Raw genomic sequence first — 18126 nt, forward strand, 5'->3', positions numbered from 1 at the left:
CTTATTTCAACCAGAATTCGTCCAGGCCGAACGCGGTCAGGTAGGGGTCCGGTTTTACCGGCTCGCCGCTTTGCCAGACGATGTCGAAGCGGCCGTCGGCGCGGCAGACGCCGATGCGCGGGGTCAGCACGCAGTGGTTGTTTTCGGCCAGGATGGACAGTCGGCCTTCGGGTGCGTCAAAGCCCACCTGGTGCACGGCCTGGACCAGTTTGCGGGTGTCCATGCTGCCCACGCGTTGCAGGGCGCGGGCGAACAGGTGCACCTGGCTGTAGGCGCTTTCGGCGTAGACGCTGGCGGGCCGGTCGCCGAAGCGGGCGTGCCAGCGGGCCATGAAGTGAGCGTTGGCGGGGGTGTCGACGGTGTTGAAGTAGGTGGCGGCGGTGATGTGGCCGACGCACAGTTCGGCGCCGATCTCGGCGACCTCGGATTCAGCCATGGTGAGGCTGGCGATGGGGATGTGGGGCGCGGCGGGGTCGGCCTGGCAGGCTTCGTGGTAGCGGCGGTAGAAGCGCTGGGCGTCGTCGCCGATGAGGGTGGAGAAGACGACGTCGGGCTGGATGCGGCGGATGTCGCGCACGACGTCGATGATGTCGCTTTCGTCGCAGCCCAGCGGCAGGTAGGTTTCGTCGAGGATGTCGCCGCCGTGCTCTTCCACCGTGTCGCGCATGATGCGGTTGGTTTCGCGGGGGTAGATGTAGTCGGCGCCGACCAGGAAGATGCGCGAGCCGCAGTGCTGAATCAGGTAGGCGGCCAGCTGCATGCTGCCCTGGTTGGGCGCGGCGCCGGTGTAGATGACGTTGGGGGAATACTCGAAGCCTTCGTAGACGGACGCATACCAGAGCAGCGAATTGCTGCGTTCGACGACGGGCAGCATGGCTTTGCGGCAGTGCGAGGTGCAGCCGCCGAAGATGACGCTGACTTCGTCGTCGAGCAGCAGGCGGGCGGCCAGGCGGCGGTATTCTTCGCTGTCGCTGCGGGGGTCGTAGACGACGGGTTCGAGCGGGCGGCCCAGCACGCCGCCCAGGGCGTTGATTTCTTCGACGGCCAGGACGGTGCCGAAGAAGTGCTGGGATTCGGTGGTGCCGGTGACTCCGCTGCGCGAGTACAGCACGCCGATGCGCCACCCCTGCCCGGCGGCGTCACTGTCATTGCGGGGGGTCATAACGGCATCCTTTGCAAAGTCGCGGCGCGGGGGCTGCGGGAACGGGGCGGCCTGAGGGCCACGCGTCAAGGTTCATGCGGGCGGGTTTCATACCTTCAAGTGGTCCATGATATGGCCGACCGCCTGGGGTGCGCCAGCCTCGCCCTGGTCGACGATGGCGCCTTGCTTTAAGACCAGGTAGCGGTCGGCGACGTCCAGGGCAAACGCCACGTTCTGTTCGACGATGAACATGGACGTGCCGCGGCGTTCGCGTTCCCAGTTGAGCGCGCGGCCCAGGCGGTCGATGACGGACGGTTGCAAGCCTTCGGTGATTTCGTCCAGCAGCAGCAAGGCGGGCCGCTGCATCAGGCCGCGGGCGACCAGCAGCATTTTCTGTTCGCCGCCCGACAGGGTGCCGGCCTGCTGGCGCAAACGGCTGGCGAAGACGGGGAACAGGTCGGCGATTTCACCGAAGCGTTCGTCGAACAGTTTGTCGTGGGCCAGGCCCAGGCGCAGGTTGTCGCGAATGTTCAGGTCGGGAAACAGCGGCTGTTCCTGGGCGGCGTAGGCCACGCCGCAGCGGGCGACCTCGTGCGGCCGCAGGCGGGTGGCGTCGATGCCGCCCACCTGGACGCGGCCGCGCAGCTTGGGCAGGTAGCCCATCACGGTTTTGAGCAGCGTGCTCTTGCCCATGCCGTTCTTGCCCAGCAGCGCCACGCAGGCGCCGCTGGGCACCGACAGCGAGATGTCGTTGAGCACGACGGCGCCCTTGTAGCCGCTGGCGACGCCTTCCAGGTGCAGGGCCGGGGTGGCGGGGGTCATGTCGGGGCTCCTTGGGGCGTGGGGGCATTGCCGGCGTAGATGGTGCGCACCAGTTCGGATTCGACGACTTCACGGAAGCTGCCGTCCATGACGATGCGGCCCTGGTGCAGCACGATGATGCGGGTAGCGACTTCGGCCACGAAGTCCAGGTCGTGTTCGACCAGCAGGCAGCACAGGCCGTGGGTGTGCGCCAGGGATGCCAGCACCTGGCCGATGCGGGCGCGCTCGTCTTTGGACAGGCCTGCGGTGGGCTCGTCCAGCAGCACCACGCGCGGCTCCAGCGCCAGCACCATGGCCAGTTCCAGCGCCTGCTGCTGGCCGTGCGACAGGTCGCGCGCGATGCTGTCCAGCTGCTGGTCCAGGCCGGTCATGCGCAGGACCTCCAGGGCGTAGGCGGGCAGCGCCAGCTGGGGCGCGCGGCGCAGCCACGAGGGGCGCTCGCGCAGCGTGGTGGCGATGCGCAGGCTTTCGGCGACGGTCAGGGTGTCGAAGATGTTGGCGTTCTGGAACTTGCGGCCCAGGCCGAAGCGCACGCATTGCTCGGGGCCGTCGCGGCGCACGGGATGGCCGCAGAGTTCGACCTGGCCGTCGGTGCGCTCGGCACCGTCGGCGATGCAGCGCATCAGCGTGGTCTTGCCGGCGCCGTTGGGGCCGATCAGGCCCAGCAGTTCGCCTCCGCGCGCTTGCAGGTCGATGCCTTCCAGCACTTTCAGGCTGCCGAAACGCTTGGCGACGCCGGACAGGGCCAGGGCGCGCGGGGCGGCCGGGCCGCCCTGCCCTGCGGCCGCGAGCGGGCGGGCCACCAGGTGCGGCGCCGGGGCCGGACGGCGCTTGCGCAGCGGCGCCAGCAGCAGCGGCAACAGGCCGCGCGGCAGCAGCAGGATGACCAGGATGAAGGTCACGCCCAGCAGCAGCTGCCACACGAACGGCAGGTTGCCGCTCAGGTAGGAACCGGCCACGTTGATCAGGATGGCGCCCAGCACCGGGCCCCAGATGGTGCCGCGCCCGCCCAGCGCCACCCAGATGATCAGTTCGGTGCCGAAGACGAAGCCGGTCAGTTCCGGCGCGACCACGCCGCTGAAGGCACCGTAGCCAAAGCCGGCCAGGCTGGCCACCGCGCCGCACACGACCAAGAGCGCGATGCGCCACTGGGCGGTGTTCAGCCCCAGGTAGCTGCAACGCGCCTCGTTGTCGCGCAGCGCCACCAGGATGCGGCCGCCGTCGCTGCGCACGGCCACCCAGGCCAGCAGCGACACGATCGACAGGCCGCCGGCGGCGATGACGTACCAGGCTTCGAGCGACAGGTCGAAGGTGTCGTAGCCGGTCAGGCCCGAGGACGACCCGGTGTAGGTGCCGCCGGACAGCGCCACCTGGGTCAGCACGATGGGCAGCACCAGCGAAATGACGGTGGCAAAGAACGGCGAGGCGCCGCGGTAGAACGACAGCCAGCCGGTGACCAGGGCCAGCAGGGCCGCCCCGCCCACGGCCACCAGCACGGCCAGCCCGGCCGTGGCGGGTGAAAAGCCGTAGTGGGTGAAGGCCAGCCCGGCGGCATAGGCGCCGACGCCGAAGAAGGCCGATTGGCCGAAGGTCAGGTAGCCGGTGTAGCCCCACAGGATGTCCACCGTCACGGCGGCCACGGCGAAGAACAGCGCCTTGATCAGCACGTTCAAGAGGTAGGTATCGAACAGCCAGGGGCCGGCGACCGTCAGGGCCAGGCACAGCCCGGACAGCCACAAGAGGTCGCGGCCCCGCGCGCTGCGGCGGGCGTCGGCGGCGGGTGCGGCCGGCGCTTGTTGCGCAAGAGAGGGTTCAGTCATGGGCGAATCCTTTGGGACGCAGGCGCAGGGTCAGGGCCGCCAGCACGGCGATGGTGACGCCGCCCAGGATGGGGCTGACGTACACGCTGACCAGCACCTGGCAGGCGCCGTAGACCAGGCAGGTCACGAGCAGCGCGGTGATCGAGTTGCCGGACACCATCACCAGCATGAAGGCGCTGACCAGCCAGGGCAGCCCCATGCCGGGGTCCACGCTGGACAGCGGCGTGATCAGCGCGCCGGCCAGCGCGCCCAGCCCGGCGCCCAGGCCGAAGGTGGTGAAGCGGATGCGTTCGGCGTTGATGCCCAGGCCGCGCGCCAGATCTTCGTTCATGATGACCGCGCGGGTGCGCACGCCGAAGCGGGTGCCGTTCAGCAGCAGCGTCATGGCGGCATACAGCAGCAGCGCGCACGGCACCAGGAACAGGCGGTAGGCGGAATATTCGGTGCCCAGGAACGGCACGGCGCCCTGGATGGGGGAATCCACGAACTGCACTTCGCGGCCAAAGGCCATGGTGATGAGCTGGCCGATGACGATGCCCAGCCCCCAGGTGGCCAGGATGGCGTCCAGCGGCCGTTTGTACAGCGGCTGCACAATCAGCCGTTCGACCGCCATGCCCAGCAGCACGCCGGCCGCCAGCGCGCAGGGCAGCGCCAGCCAGGGGTCCAGCCCCAGCTGCGTGACCACCAGGCTGGCGTAGCTGCCCAGCGTGATGATGGCGCCGTGCGCGAAATTGACGATCTTCATCACGCCAAAGATGATCATCAGCCCGGCCGTCACGATGAACAGCATGGCGGCCGTGCTCAGGATGTCCAGCATCAAACCCATAGTGCTCTCCAGCGCCGCCGGCCCGGCCGGCGGCGCGTGTTGCGTAGTCCCAAGCGTTACTTCAGGTCCGGGCATTGCGCGCCCGGGTCCACCTGGTTGAAGGTCTGCAGGATCTTGATGGAACCGTCCGGCTGCACCTGGCCCAGGCGCATGGTCAGGGCGGCGTGGCGCTGGCGGTCCATCTTGACCGGGCCGCGCGGGCCGTCGAACGAAACTTCGCTCAGGGCCTGCACGACCTTCTGGCTGTCCGTGCTGCCCGCCTTCTCGACGGCGGCCTTGTACAGGAAGAAGGCTTCGTACTGCGGGCCCGAGAACTCGTTGGCGGTCTTGGCGTCGGCGCCGAACTTGGCCTTCAGGCCGTCCAGGAACTTGCGGTTCTGCGGGGTATCGATGCTGGTCAGATACGACGCCGACAGGTACATGCCCACGGCGGTTTCGCCCATGGTCTTGGCGGTGGCTTCGTCGATGGCCAGGTTGCCATAAGGCATGGTCAGGCCGGCGGCCTTGACCTGCTTGGCCAGGCTGACGTTGGGGCCGCCGCCGGCCGTGGAGCTGATCAGCGCGTCGGGGTTGGCCGAGCGGATCTTGGACACGACGGGCGTCCAGTCGGAGCCGTCGATGGGCAGGTATTCCTCGCCCACGACGCGGCCGCCCTGCTTTTCGATGTATTCGCGGGTGAACTTGAGCATGCCGCGGCCGAACGCATAGTCGCTGCCGACCAGGAAGAAGGTCTTGGCGCCGCGTTCTTTCATGAAGTGGTCCACCACCGGGGCCACCTGCTGCTCGGGCACCCAGCCATTGACGTGCATCCAGCGATTGCACGAGCGGCCTTCGTAGAAGGACGTGTAGAGGTACGGCACCTTGCCGCGCGACACGATGGGCAGCGCCGCGTTGCGCGCCGCGCTGGTTTCCATGGCGATGATGGCGTCCACCTTCTTCTGGAACACCAGCGTGTCGTGGGCCTTTTGCGCGCCGACCGCGCCCGAGGCGTCGTCGGCGATTTCCAGCACGACCTGACGACCCAGGATGCCGCCGGCCGCATTGATTTCGTCGGCCGCCAACTGCGAGGCCTGCACCACGCCGGGCGCGACCACGCTGTTGGCGCCGGACAGGCCGACCGGCACGCCGATGCGCAAGGGCTCGGCGGCCTGCGCGCCGGCCGCGCCGGCCAGCAAGGCGACGAAGGAAAGTCGGGTGAGGAAACTGCGGGGGAAGCTGCGCTGCAAGAACGTCATGGAATTTCTCCTTGGGGGCCGGCTATCCGCCGTTGTACGTGGGGTGTGAAGAGAGTCGGGTTCAGCCCTGCCGGGGCGCGTCGGTGGCGCCCAGCAGTTCGTCATACAGGTCGCAGCGCCGGTCGCGCAGCACGTGGTTGAAGGCGTTGAGCTGCCGCGCCCGGCGCGAGGCCGCCAGGTCGACGGGTGCGACCAGCACTTCTTCCTGGTCGAAGCTGGCGGGGCCGGCGGCCGTCCAGCCCTGTGAGCCGACGATCAGGCTGCGGCCCACGAAGGGCTGGCCGCGTTCGGTGCCGACGCGATCGGCGCAGACCACGGTCAGGCCGTTGCTGTGGGCGCCGGCAATGGCCAGCGCATGCGCCATGGCGGGGCCGTCGGGCGTCTGGCCGGGCATGGGCACCCAGTTGGTGGGCACGGCCACGATGTCGGCGCCGCGCATGGCCAGCAGACGGTAGACCTCGGGAAACCAGCCGTCGTAGCAGATGGCCACGCCCAGGCGGCCCAGTTCGGTGTGAAACACCGGCAGGCCCAGGTCGCCCGGTTCGAAGAACAGGTTTTCGTCGCCCCACAGGTGCAGCTTGCGGTAGGTGCCCAGGTAGCCGGCGGGGCCGGCGATCAGCGCGGCGTTGTAGAGCCGGTCGCCGCTGCGTTCGGCGATGCCGGCCACCAGATAGATGCCCAGCCGCTGCGCCAGCGCGATCCAGGCTTGCGCGCTGGGGCCGTCCGGCACGGTTTCGGCCAGCGCAAAGGCTTCCTGGCGGCTTTCGAACATGTAGCCGGTGTTGGCCAGTTCGGGCAGCACCACCAGCTGCGCGCCCTGGGCGGCGGCCTGCTCGACCAGTTCGATGGAACGCGCCAGGTTGGCGGCCACGCACCCCATCTGCGGGGCGGTCTGCACGCTGGCCACCCGGATCGCGGACGGGGCGTCGTCCTGCGGCTGTGAAACTTGCATGCGGTCTCCTGTTGCGGATTTGAAAACGAAAAAGCCCCCGACCACGCAGTGCGTGTGAGTCGGGGGCTGCTATAGCCAGACGGAAAGTTCGGGCAGCAATCATTGCTGCGGGGTGTTGCCGGGTGCTGCGGCGCGGGCCGGGGCCCTGCGCGTTCGGATCAACGCTGATCCTGTGGCGAATCATAGGGATGCGCCGGCGCCGCGGACAATAAGAGGTTTCCCGGACTCGGCATCCAGTGTGAAAATGCGGGATTGCGTCCCCGAACGCGTCACGGCCCACGGAGGAACCCCATGCCCAGACTATCCGCCTATCTCAGTTTCGACGGCGACTGCGCCGAGGCCATGCAATTCTACGAACGCGTGCTGGGCGGGCGGATCGAAGCGTTGCTGCGCTACAAGGACGCGCCGCTGGACGCCGCCATGCCCGACCTGTCGACGCAGGATTCCGAACGCATCATGTACGCCCGCCTGGCGCTGGACGACCAGCTGCTGATGGCCAGCGACGCGACCGCCGGGCACCCCTACCCCGGCAAGCAGGGCATGGCGCTGTCGCTGGCGTATCCCACGGTGTCGGACGCGCACCGCATTTTTGACATGCTGGCGGAAGGCGGCAGCGTTACCATGCCGCTGCAGAAAACGTTCTGGGCCGAAGCCCATGGCGCGCTGATCGACCGCTTTGAGACCCGCTGGATGATCAGCGGCGGGCGGTTGACCCATTAGCGCGCTGCGGGTGCTGGCCCGCTACCATTGCCGACCCATTACCCGCCCGCGCGGCGAAGGATTCCACCCATGACGCATGGCATACACGGCAAGCAACGCTGGTGGGCCTTGATGGTGCTTTGCCTGGGCGTGTTGATGATCGTGCTGGACACCACCATCGTCAACGTCGCCCTGCCCTCGATACGCGAAGACCTGCATTTCACCGAAACGTCGCTGGTGTGGGTGGTGAACGCCTACATGCTGACCTTCGGCGGCTTTCTGCTGCTGGGCGGACGGCTGGGCGACCTGCTGGGCCATCGCCGCATGTTCCTGGCGGGACTGACGCTGTTCACCGTGGCGTCCCTGGCCTGTGGCCTGGCGCAGGGCCAGGGCCTGCTGATCGCGGCCCGCGCGGCGCAGGGGCTGGGCGGCGCGGTGGTGTCGGCGGTGTCGCTGTCGCTGATCATGAACCTGTTCACCGAGGCCGGCGAACGCGCCCGCGCCATGGGCGTGTACGGCTTTGTCTGTGCGGGCGGGGGCAGCATCGGCGTGCTGCTGGGCGGCTTGCTGACCAGCGCGCTGTCGTGGCACTGGATCTTCCTGGTCAACATTCCCATTGGCGTGCTGGTGTATGCGCTGTGCCTGCGGCTGCTGCCGGCGGCCAAGGCGCAGGCGGCGGGCGGCAAGCTGGACGTGGCCGGCGCGGTGACCGTCACGGCATCGCTGATGCTGGCGGTGTACGCCGTGGTCAACGGCAACGAGGCCGGCTGGACGTCGGCGCAGTCGCTGGGCCTGATCGGCGCGGCGGTGCTGTTGATGGCGCTGTTTCTGGGGATCGAAGCCCGCGTGGCGGCGCCCTTGATGCCGCTGGGGCTGTTCCGGCTGCGCAACGTGGCCACGGCCAATGTCGTGGGCGTGCTGTGGGCGGCGGCCATGTTTGCCTGGTTTTTCGTATCGGCGCTGTACATGCAGCAGGTGCTGCGTTACGACGCCATGCAGGTGGGCCTGGCGTTTCTGCCGGCCAACCTGATCATGGCGGCGTTTTCGCTGGGGCTGTCGGCCAAGCTGGTGATGCGCTTTGGCATCCGCGGGCCGCTGACCACGGGCCTGTTGCTGGCGGCGCTGGGGCTGGCGCTGTTTGCCCGCGCGCCCATCGACGGCAGCTTCGTGGCCGACGTGCTGCCGGGCATGCTGCTGCTGGGGCTGGGCGCGGGCATTGCCTTCAACCCCATGCTGCTGGCGGCCATGAGCGATGTGGAACCCAGCCAGTCCGGCCTGGCGTCGGGCGTGGTGAACACCGCGTTCATGATGGGCGGCGCGCTGGGGCTGGCGGTACTGGCCAGCCTGGCCGCGGCCCGCACCACGGCGCTGGCGGCAGGCGGCGCGGCGCCGGTCGTGGCGCTTAACGGCGGCTACCAGCTGACCTTTCTGGCGGGCGCCGGGATCGCCGCGGTGGCCGGTTTGCTGAGCGGCGCGCTGGTGCGGTCGCGCAACCGCGAGCTGCCGGCCCACGACTTTTAAATTCTTGACGGCGGCGGCAAGGGGCTTGCAGTAATCTGGCGACGCCCCTTTTACCGGAAGCCCACCGCCATGACATTCCTTGCCAGCGCCAACCTGTTGCGCCGCCGGGACGGCCACGAAGCCCGCGTGACCTTCGTCGAGCTGTTCTTTGATCTGGTCTACGTCTTCGCGGTCACCCAGCTGTCCCACAGCCTGCTGCACGACCTGACGCTGATGGGCGCCCTCCACACGCTGGTGCTGTGGTTCGCGGTGTGGCTGGGGTGGCAGTACACCTGCTGGGTCACCAACTGGTTCGACCCCGACGCGCTGCCGATGCGCCTGATGCTGTTCGCGGTGATGCTGGCGGGCCTGGTGGCCGCCGCGGTGCTGCCGGGCGCGTTTGGCGATAACGGGCTGATCTTCGCGGTGAGCTATGTGCTGATCCAGGTGGGACGCACGCTGTTCGTGGTGCTGCACCTGGGGCCGTCGCATCCGCTGGCGCCGAACTTTCGCCGCATGCTGGGCTGGCTGTGCATTTCAGCGGTGCTGTGGATCGCGGGCGGGCTGGCAGAAGGCAATGCCCGGCTGGTGCTGTGGGCGCTGGCGGTGGCCTGCGAATACCTGTCGCCCATGACGGGGTTCTGGCTGCCGGGCCTGGGCCGCTCGACCACGCGCGACTGGACCATCGAAGGCGGCCACCTGGCCGAACGTTGCCAGTTGTTCGTGATCGTGGCGCTGGGCGAAACGCTGCTGATCACCGGCGCTACGCTGGGCGAGCACCCGCACTGGGATGCGCCCACCCTGATCGCGCTGCTGGCGGCCTTTCTGGGCACAGCCGCCATGTGGTGGGTGTACTTCGACACCAGCAGCAAGGACGGCAGCCATGCCATCGCCCACCACGCCGATCCGGGCCGGGTCGGCGCCTATTTCCACTATGTGCACGTGATTCTGATTGCCGGGGTGATCGTGTCGGCGGTGGCCAATGAACTGGTGATTCTGCACCCGGACGGACGCATCACCCCGGCGGCCGCGGCGGCCTTGGTGGGCGGCCCGGCGCTGTACCTGCTGGGCAACGGCATCTACAAAACGGTGGTGTACGGGCGTTTTCCGCTGTCGCACGTCGTCGGCCTGGTGCTGCTGGCGGTGCTGGCACCGGTGGCCTTCGTGACCGACAACCTGATGGTGGGCGGGCTGACGACGCTGATCATGATCGCGGTGGCCACCTGGGAAAGCCTGTCGCGGCGCGGAGCGCATCGCCACGCTTCACTGTAGACCCGGCTCGCGGCCCGGCGCGCCCTCACGCGCCCGGCCGGTGCTGCGCCAGCACCTCGCGCATCGACTGGGCCGCGTCCTGCAATACCGGCACCGCGCGCAGCAGATCGTCCAGCATCAGCCGGGCCGTGGGGGCGTGGCAAGCCACCGCCGCCACCACGCGGTCCTGCGCGTCGCGCACCGGGACGGCCACGGCGCTCATGCCGCGCACGAATTCTTCGTTGTCGATGCCGATGCCGCGGGCGGCCAGGCGGTCCAGTTCGGCTTCCAGCCGTGCCGGGTCGGTGAACGTGCGGGGGGTGTTGCGGGTGAGCGGCAAGCGCGCCAGCACGCGGCCGCGTTCGAGCCGGTTCATGGACGCCAGGAACAGCTTGCCGCTGGCGGTGCAATGCATCGGCACGTGGCTGCCGACCGCGAAGAACAGCCGTAGCGGTTCCGCCGTTTCGACGCGTTCCATGTAAAGGACCTGGTCGCCGTCGGGCGCGGTCAGGTTGCAGGTTTCGCCCAGCTGGCCCACCAGTTGCGCCAGCACGGCGCGGCAGGCGCGGGTGAAGGCCGACGCGCGCAGCGTGGACAGCGCCAATGCGGTGGCTTGCGGGCCGGGGACGAAACCGTTTTCAGTCGGCGTGGCGGCGGCGTAACCGGCGCGCTGCATCGCCGCCAGCAATCGCATCAGCGTGGACTTGGGCATCTCCAGCCGCTGGGCCAATTGCGCCAGCGTGGGCGGATGCTGCGCCCGCGCCAGGTAGTCCAGCACCCGCAGCGCGCGCAAGGACCGGGCATCGTCGGGCGCCTCGGCGCCTTCGGCCGCCGCCTGCGGCGATGCTGCACTGCGATTTTGAAACCGAAGAGGCATGTTCTGTTCCATTTCCCCGTTGGCGCGCGGATCGCGCTTTCTTTCGTCTGATCGCTTCCTAGAATCGCCACAGATGCAGCCAGCGCGCGCATCGCGCCGATCCCGTCCTGCGGGCCAGTATATAAGTGCGCGGCGCGGCGGCAAGCAGGGTAAACGCGCCATCCGTCCGGGTTACGCAACCCGCGCCAGATCGGCCACACCAGGGAGAAAACCAGAGATGTCTGATGCCGTGGACTACATCGTGGTGGGGGCCGGTTCAGCCGGCTGCGTGCTGGCCAACCGCCTCACCGCCAGCGGTGAACACACCGTCTGCCTGCTGGAAGCCGGTCCGCCGGACCGCTCGCCGTGGATCCACATTCCCATCGGCTACGGCAAGACCATGTTCCACAAAGTGGTGAACTGGGGCTACTACACCGACCCCGATCCCAACATGCTGGGCCGCCGCATCTATTGGCCGCGCGGCCGCACGCTGGGCGGGTCCAGCGCGATCAACGGGCTGATCTACATTCGCGGTCAGCGGCGCGACTACGACGCCTGGGCGGCCGCCGGCAACCCGGGTTGGGGCTGGGACGACTGCCTGCCCTACTTTCGCAAGCTGGAAAACAACGACCTGGGGCCGGGCGACACGCGCGGCACCGAGGGGCCGCTGAACGCCACGTCGATCAAGACGCCGCACCCGCTGGTGGAAGGCCTGATCGGCGCGGCCCAGGCGCTGGGCGTGCCGCAGGTGCGCGACTTCAATACCGGCGAGCAGGACGGCGTGGGCTATTACCAGCTGACCACCCGCAACGGCCGCCGCTGCTCGACCGCCGTGGCCTACCTGCGCCCGGCGCAGGGCCGCGCGAATCTGCGTATCGAGACCGATGCGCACGCCATGGCGGTGCTGTTCGAAGGCAGCCGCGCGGTCGGCGTGCGCTACCGCCAGGGCGGCCAGTTGCGCACGCTGCGAGCGCGGCGCGAAGTGCTGCTGTGCGCCGGCGCCTTGCAGTCGCCGCAGCTATTGCAGCTGTCCGGCGTGGGGCCTGCGGCGCTGCTGCGCCCGTTCGGCATACGCGTGGTGCGCGACCTGCCCGGCGTGGGCGAGAACCTGCAGGACCACCTGCAAATCCGGCTGATCTACGAAACCCGCCAGCCCATCACCACCAACGACCAGCTGCGCACCCTGCATGGCCGCGTCGGCATGGGGCTGCAATGGCTGCTGTTTCGCGGCGGGCCGCTGGCCGTGGGCATCAACCAGGGCGGGTTGTTCTGCCGGGTGGATCCGGCAAGCGCCAGTCCCGACACGCAATTTCATTTCGCCACCCTGTCGGCCGACATGGCGGGCGGCAAGGTGCATCCGTTTTCGGGCTGCACCTATTCGGTCTGCCAGTTGCGGCCGTCGTCGCGCGGCGCGGTGCGGCTGCGCAGCGCCGACCCGTTCGAGGCGCCGTCGATGCAGCCGAACTACCTGTCCACCGAGCTGGACCGCCGCATGACAGTGGCCGCAGTGAAGTACGCCCGCCGCCTGGCCGCCACCGAGCCGCTGGCCGGCCTGATGAAACGGGAATTCCGGCCCGGCCCCGAGGTCCGCAGCGACGACGATATCCTGCACTTCTGCCGCGAGTACGGCGCCACCATCTTCCACCCGTCCGGCACCGCCAGGATGGGTCCGCGCAGCGATCCGCTGGCGGTGGTGGACGAGCGCCTGCGCGTGCACGGGGTGGACGGGTTGCGGGTGGTGGACTGCTCCATCATGCCGACGCTGGTGTCAGGCAATACCAATGTGCCGGTGGTGATGCTGGCCGAGCGCGCGGCCGACTTCATCCTGCAGGACCTGCAACAGGCGCGCCGGCAGACCCGCCTGCACGAAAAACCCGCCGCCGCGCCGCAGCGCCAGACAGCATGACGGCAACCCATCACTTGCAACGCGCCACTCGAAACCAAGGTTCACCCCTCATGACATAGCGTTTGTCGCGGAGCAGCGCCACAGAGCGCCGCCCGCCCCACCAAAGGAGACAGGCATGGCCAAGCAGAACGAAACCGCGGTGCGCAAAGTCGTCGCCGCGTCGCTGATCGGCGCCACCATCGAGTGGTACGACTTTTTCCTGTACGGCGTGGTTGCCGGCATTGTGTTCAACAAGCTGTACTTCCCCACGGGCGATCCGCTGGTGTCCACCATGCTGGCCTACACCACCTTTGCGGTGGGTTTCATCACCCGGCCGCTGGGCGGGCTGATCTTCGGCCATTTCGGCGACCGCATCGGCCGCAAGAGCATGCTGGTGATGACGCTGATGATCATGGGGGTGTCCACCTTCCTGATCGGCCTGGTGCCCACCTACGACACCATCGGCATCTGGGCGCCCATCTTGCTGCTGCTGTTGCGCGTGTTCCAGGGCATCGGCCTGGGCGGTGAATGGGGCGGCGCGGTGCTGATGGCGTATGAATATGCGCCGCCCGGCAAAAAGGGCTTCTACGCGTCGTTGCCGCAGATCGGCCTGGCGATCGGGCTGTGCCTGGCATCAGGCACGGTGGCATTGCTATCCACGCTGCTGACCGATGCGCAGTTCATGGCCTGGGGCTGGCGCATCGCCTTCCTGGCATCGGCCGCGATGGTGGGGGTGGGCATGTACATCCGCCTGAACATCAAGGAAACGCCCGAGTTCACCGCGGTCAAGCGTGACAATGCCGAAAGCCGCATTCCCTTCATGGACATGATGCGCCGCTACCCCGGCAACGTCGCCAAGGGCATGGGCGCGCGCTACATCGACGGCGTGTTCTTCAACGTCTTCGGCGTGTTCTCGATCTCGTACCTGACGCAGACGCTGCAGATATCGCGCACCGAGGCGCTGATCGGCGTCATGGCCGCGGCGCTGGTGATGTGCTTTTTCATTCCCTATTTCGGGCGGCTGTCCGACCGGATCGGACGCTCACGGGTGTATTGCTGGGGCTCGCTGATCACGGCCATATCCGCCTTTCCGGGATTCTGGCTGATGCTCAACAGCGAGGGCAACATGATGCTGGTGTGGCTGGCCATCATCATTCCCCTGGGCATTCTGTATGCCGCCGTCTATGGGCCCGAGGCCGCGCTGTTCTGCGAGCTGTTCGACGCCAAGGTGCGCTACACCGGCATCTCGTTCGTGTATCAGTTCTCGGGCATCTTCGCCTCGGGCATCACGCCCATCATTGCCACCGCCCTGCTCAAGAGCGGCGGCGGCCAGCCCTGGCTGATCTGCCTGTACGTGCTGTTCGCGGGCGTGGTGTCGGCGCTGTGCGCGTGGCTGATCGGGCGCGGCGGCCGGACGGCCACGCAGGAAACGACGCTGCGGGCCGCCGGCGGCCTGCGCAAGGCTTGAGCGCGGCGGGTTCGCGCCCGTCAGGCGCGACCCCCGCGGATGCGGCGCGGTTGCCCGGGCGGGACCCTCACGGACCCGCCCTCGCCGCTTTCAGGCCGCCGTGACAGGACGACCGAAGAACGGGTAGTTCGGGTCGTTGTAGCCATGCGTGGACGCATGGCCCGGGGTCACCCAGGTGTCGACCAGGGCTTCGTCTTCGGGCGTGATCTTCACGTCCAGCGCGGCGTAGTAGTCGTCCATCTGCGCCAGGGTGCGCGGGCCGGCGATGACGCTGGTGACGATCGGGTTGGCCAGCACCCAGGCCGTGGCGAAGTGGCCCGGCTGCACGCCGCGCGCGGCGCTGTGCTGCACCAGTTGCTGGGCGATCTGCAGCGATTCTTCGCGGAATTCGGTGGCCAGGATGCGGCGGTCGCCCCGCCCGGCGCGAGTATCGGCCGCAGGCGCCTGGCCCGGCAGGTACTTGCCGGTGAGCACGCCGCGGGCGATGGGGCTGTACGGCACCACGCCCAGCCCGTAATGCTGGCAGGCCGGCAGGATCTCGACTTCAGGGCCGCGATTGAGCATGTTGTAGTACGGCTGGCACACCACCGGCTGCGGCACGCCCAGCTTTTCGCACAGGCGCAGGGTTTCGGCGATACGCCAGCCGCGAAAGTTCGACAGCCCGAAGCTGCGCAGCTTGCCTGCGCGGATCAGGTCGCCCAGCGCGAACAGCGCTTCTTCGAGGTTTTCTTCGTGGTAGTCGCGGTGCAGGTACAGGATGTCCAGGAAATCGGTGCCCAGGCGCGACAGGCTCTGTTCGACGCCGCGGATCAGCCACTGGCGCGAGTAGTGCGACTGGTTCGGGCCCTTGCCCACCGGGTTGCCGATCTTGCTGGCCAGCACCCAGTCGTGGCGCTGCCCGGCCAGCACCTTGCCCACCACTTCTTCGGATCGGCCGTCGTTGTAGACGTCGGCCGTATCGATGAAATTCAGGCCGTGGTCGCGGGCGGACGCGACGATGCGGGCGGCGTCATCGTCGGGCGTCTGCTCGCCGAACATCATGGTGCCCAGGCACAGGGGCGAAACGCGAAGATTGCTGGTTCCCAGTCGGCGGTAGTTCATGGCAATGTGTCCTTGGTTGCTTGGCAAATGCGAACACGCCCGCCGGCTGCCCGGCGAGCGGATGGGTCATGTTGCCAGAAGAATGCTGACAGGCCGCGGAAAATCCCTGCGGGCCGCAGGGATTCCGGGGCAAGGCTCGTTCAGCTGGCCGGCGCGTCGACGGCGGCCAGGATCTTGCCGAACAGCGCATCGGCATGCGCCGAATTGAGCCAGCGCACGATCACGACCATCTTGCGTTCGGGTTCGACCCAGGTGAACGAGCTGCCCGCACCCACGCCGAAAAAGCTGGACGCCGGCACGCTGGGAAACACGCGCCCTTCGTGATTCAGCCAGATCAGGTAGCCGTAGTACGGCGCGATGGCGCACGGCGTGCGCATGGCGGCCAGCCATTCGCTGGACAGAATGCGCCGGCCATCGGCCGCGCAGCCGTCATTGAGCAGCATCTGGCCGATCAGCGCCTGGTCGCGCGCGCTGATGGACATACCGCCGCCCCAGTGCGAGCCGCCCGGCACCGACGGCATGCGCTGGCCGTCGATCTCGACCCAGGCGTTGTCGTAGCCCACCCACTGCCAGTTTTCGCTGGCGCCCAGGGGCCGCGTGACGGCTTCGCGAAAGACCTCGGGCAGCGGCTTGCGGAACAGGTGCAGCAGTGCGTACGACAGCTGGTTGATGCGCACGTCGTTGTATTCCCAGTACGTGCCGGGCGCCTGCAAGGGGCGCGCATCGCCCTTCTTGCCGTCGGGCGGCACGCCGAAGGTGACGGCGCGGTAGCGGTCGGCCTGGTCCGACACGCCGAAACGTTCGCCTTCCCATTCGCTGGTCTGCTGCAGCAGCTGGCGCCAGGTGATGCGGGCGTTCTGGCCGTCGTCAAAGCCGATGCCCGGCACGCGCTTGCCGACGGGCTCGTCCACGTCGGGCAAGAGGCCGCGGTCGTGGGCCACGCCGGCCAGGATGGCCAGGTACAGCTTGGCCACGCTGAAGGTCAGGTCGGCGCGTTCGGGTTCGCCCCATTCGGCCACGGTCTTGCCGTTCACCACCACCACCCCCGACACCGGGCCGCGATCGTGGATGGGGCCCAGCAGGCGGTTCCAGGGCGGCGGGTCGTTCTGGTGCACGCCGAAGACGCCGTTGACGCTGCGGTCCCAGGTGGATTCATGGTCGTTGGCGAATTGGATCGCCTGCTGCATAAGCGCGTTCATTGCATTTCCTGGTTATGACGCGGCCGGACGCTGTGCCATCCAGCCGCCGTTGAAAGCGAGGCCGGGCGCCATCAGGGCGCCTTGGCCAGAAATTCCATGGCGGCCTGCAAGCCGCCGGGCCGGTGCGGTACGCCCGCCGCGGCCAGGCCCATTTCGACGCCGGCCAGCGTGCCGCATAGCGCCAGGTCGTTGAAGTGGCCCAGGTGCCCGATGCGGAAGATGCGGTCGGACAACTGCCCCAGGCCCTGCCCCAGCGACATGTCGAAGCGGTCCAGCACGACCTTGCGGAAGGCATCCGCGCCGTGGCCGGCCGGCATCAGCACCGCCGTCAGCGCGGGGCTGTGGGCGGCCGGGTCCAGCGACAGCAGTTCCAGCCCCCAGGCCTGCACCGCCAGCCGCGTGGCCTGGGCATGGCGCTGGTGGCGCGCGAACACTTGCGGCAGGCCCTCGGCCTGCAACATGGCCAGCGCCTCGTGCAGGCCGTACAGCAGATTGGTGGACGGGGTGTACGGGAAATAGCCGCGTGCATTGGCGGCCAGCATCTCGCGCCAGTCCCAGTACGAACGCGGCAGCCGCGCCGAGTCGGCCGCCGCCAGCGCGCGCGGCCCGACGGCGTTGAAGGCCAGGCCGGGCGGCAGCATCAGGCCCTTTTGCGAGCCGGCCACGGTGACGTCCACGCCCCATTCGTCGTGGCGGTAGTCCACCGAGCCCAGCGATGAAATCGTGTCGACCATCAACAGGGCCGGATGCCCGGCGCGATCGATGGCGGCGCGCACGGCGGCGATGTCGCTGGTGACGCCGGTGGAGGTTTCGTTGTGCACCACGCAGACCGCCTTGATGGCGTGCTGGCTATCTGCCGCCAGCCGCGCGCCGATCGCCGCCGCGTCCACCGGCCGGCGCCAGTCGCCCGCCAGACCGTCGACGTCCAGCCCCAGGCGGCCGGCCAGCTTGCGCCACAGGCTGGCGAAGTGGCCGGTTTCGACCATCAGGACGCGATCGCCGGGCGACAGCGTGTTGACCAGCGCGGCTTCCCAGGCGCCCGTGCCGGACGACGGGAAGATGATCACCGGCGCCTCGGTCTGGAACACCGGCTTGAGCGCCGCCAGCACCGCCAGCCCCAACTGGCCGAACATCGGCCCGCGGTGATCGATGGTGGGCTGGTCGATGGCGCGCAGCACCCGGTCGGGCACGTTGGTGGGCCCGGGAATCTGCAGGAAATGCCGGCCGGAACGAGAGGTTTCAAGGGGGTGCATGCGTAGCCTTGGAGGGGATTTTTTTGTATACCAACGAAAGAGGCGCAGCGATTCAACGGCGCAATCGGGGCAAACCCGGCTACGTCATGCGCCACTCTATCCCATTGTTTTTACGCCT

The 18126-nt window shown here is 68.4% G+C and carries 15 protein-coding genes; 5 read left to right on the top strand and 10 right to left on the bottom strand.

Annotation, left to right across the window (positions count from 1 at the left end; genetic code table 11):
* Position 1: 1 nt before the first annotated feature.
* From ACUDP5_RS16040 to ACUDP5_RS16065, 6 genes are all read right to left on the bottom strand, one after another.
* Complete coding sequence (locus tag ACUDP5_RS16040; RefSeq protein ID WP_445656561.1) at positions 2–1162, bottom strand: transporter substrate-binding domain-containing protein; 1161 nt, start codon at positions 1160–1162, stop codon at positions 2–4.
* A gap of 87 nt (positions 1163–1249) precedes the next feature.
* Positions 1250–1963 (bottom strand): ABC transporter ATP-binding protein, encoded by a 714-nt coding sequence (locus ACUDP5_RS16045; protein ID WP_263913146.1) that lies wholly within the window; start codon positions 1961–1963, stop codon positions 1250–1252.
* Positions 1960–3783: an ABC transporter permease subunit gene (locus tag ACUDP5_RS16050; protein ID WP_445656562.1), complete on the bottom strand. Its 1824-nt coding sequence runs from the start codon at positions 3781–3783 to the stop codon at positions 1960–1962. Before ACUDP5_RS16050 ends, ACUDP5_RS16045 begins: the two co-directional genes overlap by 4 nt.
* Positions 3776–4609 (bottom strand): branched-chain amino acid ABC transporter permease, encoded by an 834-nt coding sequence (locus tag ACUDP5_RS16055; RefSeq protein WP_445656563.1) that lies wholly within the window; start codon positions 4607–4609, stop codon positions 3776–3778. The genes ACUDP5_RS16050 and ACUDP5_RS16055 overlap by 8 nt, the downstream gene beginning before the upstream one ends.
* A gap of 56 nt (positions 4610–4665) precedes the next feature.
* Positions 4666–5844, bottom strand: a complete 1179-nt coding sequence (locus ACUDP5_RS16060) for a substrate-binding protein (RefSeq protein ID WP_445656564.1) — start codon at positions 5842–5844, stop codon at positions 4666–4668.
* A 61-nt stretch (positions 5845–5905) separates the two neighbouring features.
* Positions 5906–6796, bottom strand: a complete 891-nt coding sequence (locus tag ACUDP5_RS16065; protein WP_263913143.1) for a nitrilase family protein — start codon at positions 6794–6796, stop codon at positions 5906–5908.
* A 291-nt stretch (positions 6797–7087) separates the two neighbouring features.
* Between ACUDP5_RS16065 and ACUDP5_RS16070 the strand changes: the two genes are divergently transcribed.
* The 3 genes from ACUDP5_RS16070 (at position 7088) to ACUDP5_RS16080 (ending at position 10267) form a co-directional block, all read left to right on the top strand.
* Positions 7088–7516, top strand: coding sequence for a VOC family protein (locus tag ACUDP5_RS16070; protein ID WP_263913142.1), 429 nt, complete (start codon positions 7088–7090; stop codon positions 7514–7516).
* 69 nt (positions 7517–7585) lie between these two features.
* Positions 7586–9016 carry a DHA2 family efflux MFS transporter permease subunit gene (locus ACUDP5_RS16075; RefSeq protein ID WP_263913141.1) on the top strand — a complete coding sequence of 477 codons (1431 nt, stop codon included), beginning with the start codon at positions 7586–7588 and terminating at the stop codon, positions 9014–9016.
* Between the two features lie 69 nt (positions 9017–9085).
* Positions 9086–10267 carry a low temperature requirement protein A gene (locus tag ACUDP5_RS16080; RefSeq protein ID WP_263913140.1) on the top strand — a complete coding sequence of 394 codons (1182 nt, stop codon included), beginning with the start codon at positions 9086–9088 and terminating at the stop codon, positions 10265–10267.
* Positions 10268–10292: 25 nt separating this feature from the next.
* Here the strand turns inward: ACUDP5_RS16080 and ACUDP5_RS16085 are convergent, their stop codons facing one another.
* A complete protein-coding gene (locus ACUDP5_RS16085; protein WP_445656565.1) occupies positions 10293–11135 on the bottom strand; it encodes an IclR family transcriptional regulator in 843 nt (280 codons plus the stop codon).
* A 205-nt stretch (positions 11136–11340) separates the two neighbouring features.
* On the opposite strand from ACUDP5_RS16085, the gene ACUDP5_RS16090 reads away from it, so the two are divergent.
* A complete protein-coding gene (locus ACUDP5_RS16090) occupies positions 11341–13008 on the top strand; it encodes a GMC family oxidoreductase (protein ID WP_445656566.1) in 1668 nt (555 codons plus the stop codon).
* 115 nt (positions 13009–13123) lie between these two features.
* Positions 13124–14455 (top strand): MHS family MFS transporter, encoded by a 1332-nt coding sequence (locus ACUDP5_RS16095; RefSeq protein ID WP_263913137.1) that lies wholly within the window; start codon positions 13124–13126, stop codon positions 14453–14455.
* A 90-nt stretch (positions 14456–14545) separates the two neighbouring features.
* Here the strand turns inward: ACUDP5_RS16095 and ACUDP5_RS16100 are convergent, their stop codons facing one another.
* The 3 genes from ACUDP5_RS16100 to ACUDP5_RS16110 form a co-directional block, all read right to left on the bottom strand.
* Entirely contained in the window at positions 14546–15556 is a 1011-nt protein-coding gene (locus tag ACUDP5_RS16100) for an aldo/keto reductase (RefSeq protein ID WP_445656567.1), read from the bottom strand.
* Between the two features lie 140 nt (positions 15557–15696).
* Positions 15697–16755, bottom strand: a complete 1059-nt coding sequence (locus tag ACUDP5_RS16105) for a serine hydrolase domain-containing protein (protein WP_263913135.1) — start codon at positions 16753–16755, stop codon at positions 15697–15699.
* 71 nt (positions 16756–16826) lie between these two features.
* A complete protein-coding gene (locus ACUDP5_RS16110; protein ID WP_445656568.1) occupies positions 16827–18008 on the bottom strand; it encodes a pyridoxal-phosphate-dependent aminotransferase family protein in 1182 nt (393 codons plus the stop codon).
* Positions 18009–18126: the final 118 nt, after the last annotated feature.

The sequence above is a fragment of the Achromobacter sp. NCFB-sbj8-Ac1-l genome (assembly GCF_052695805.1).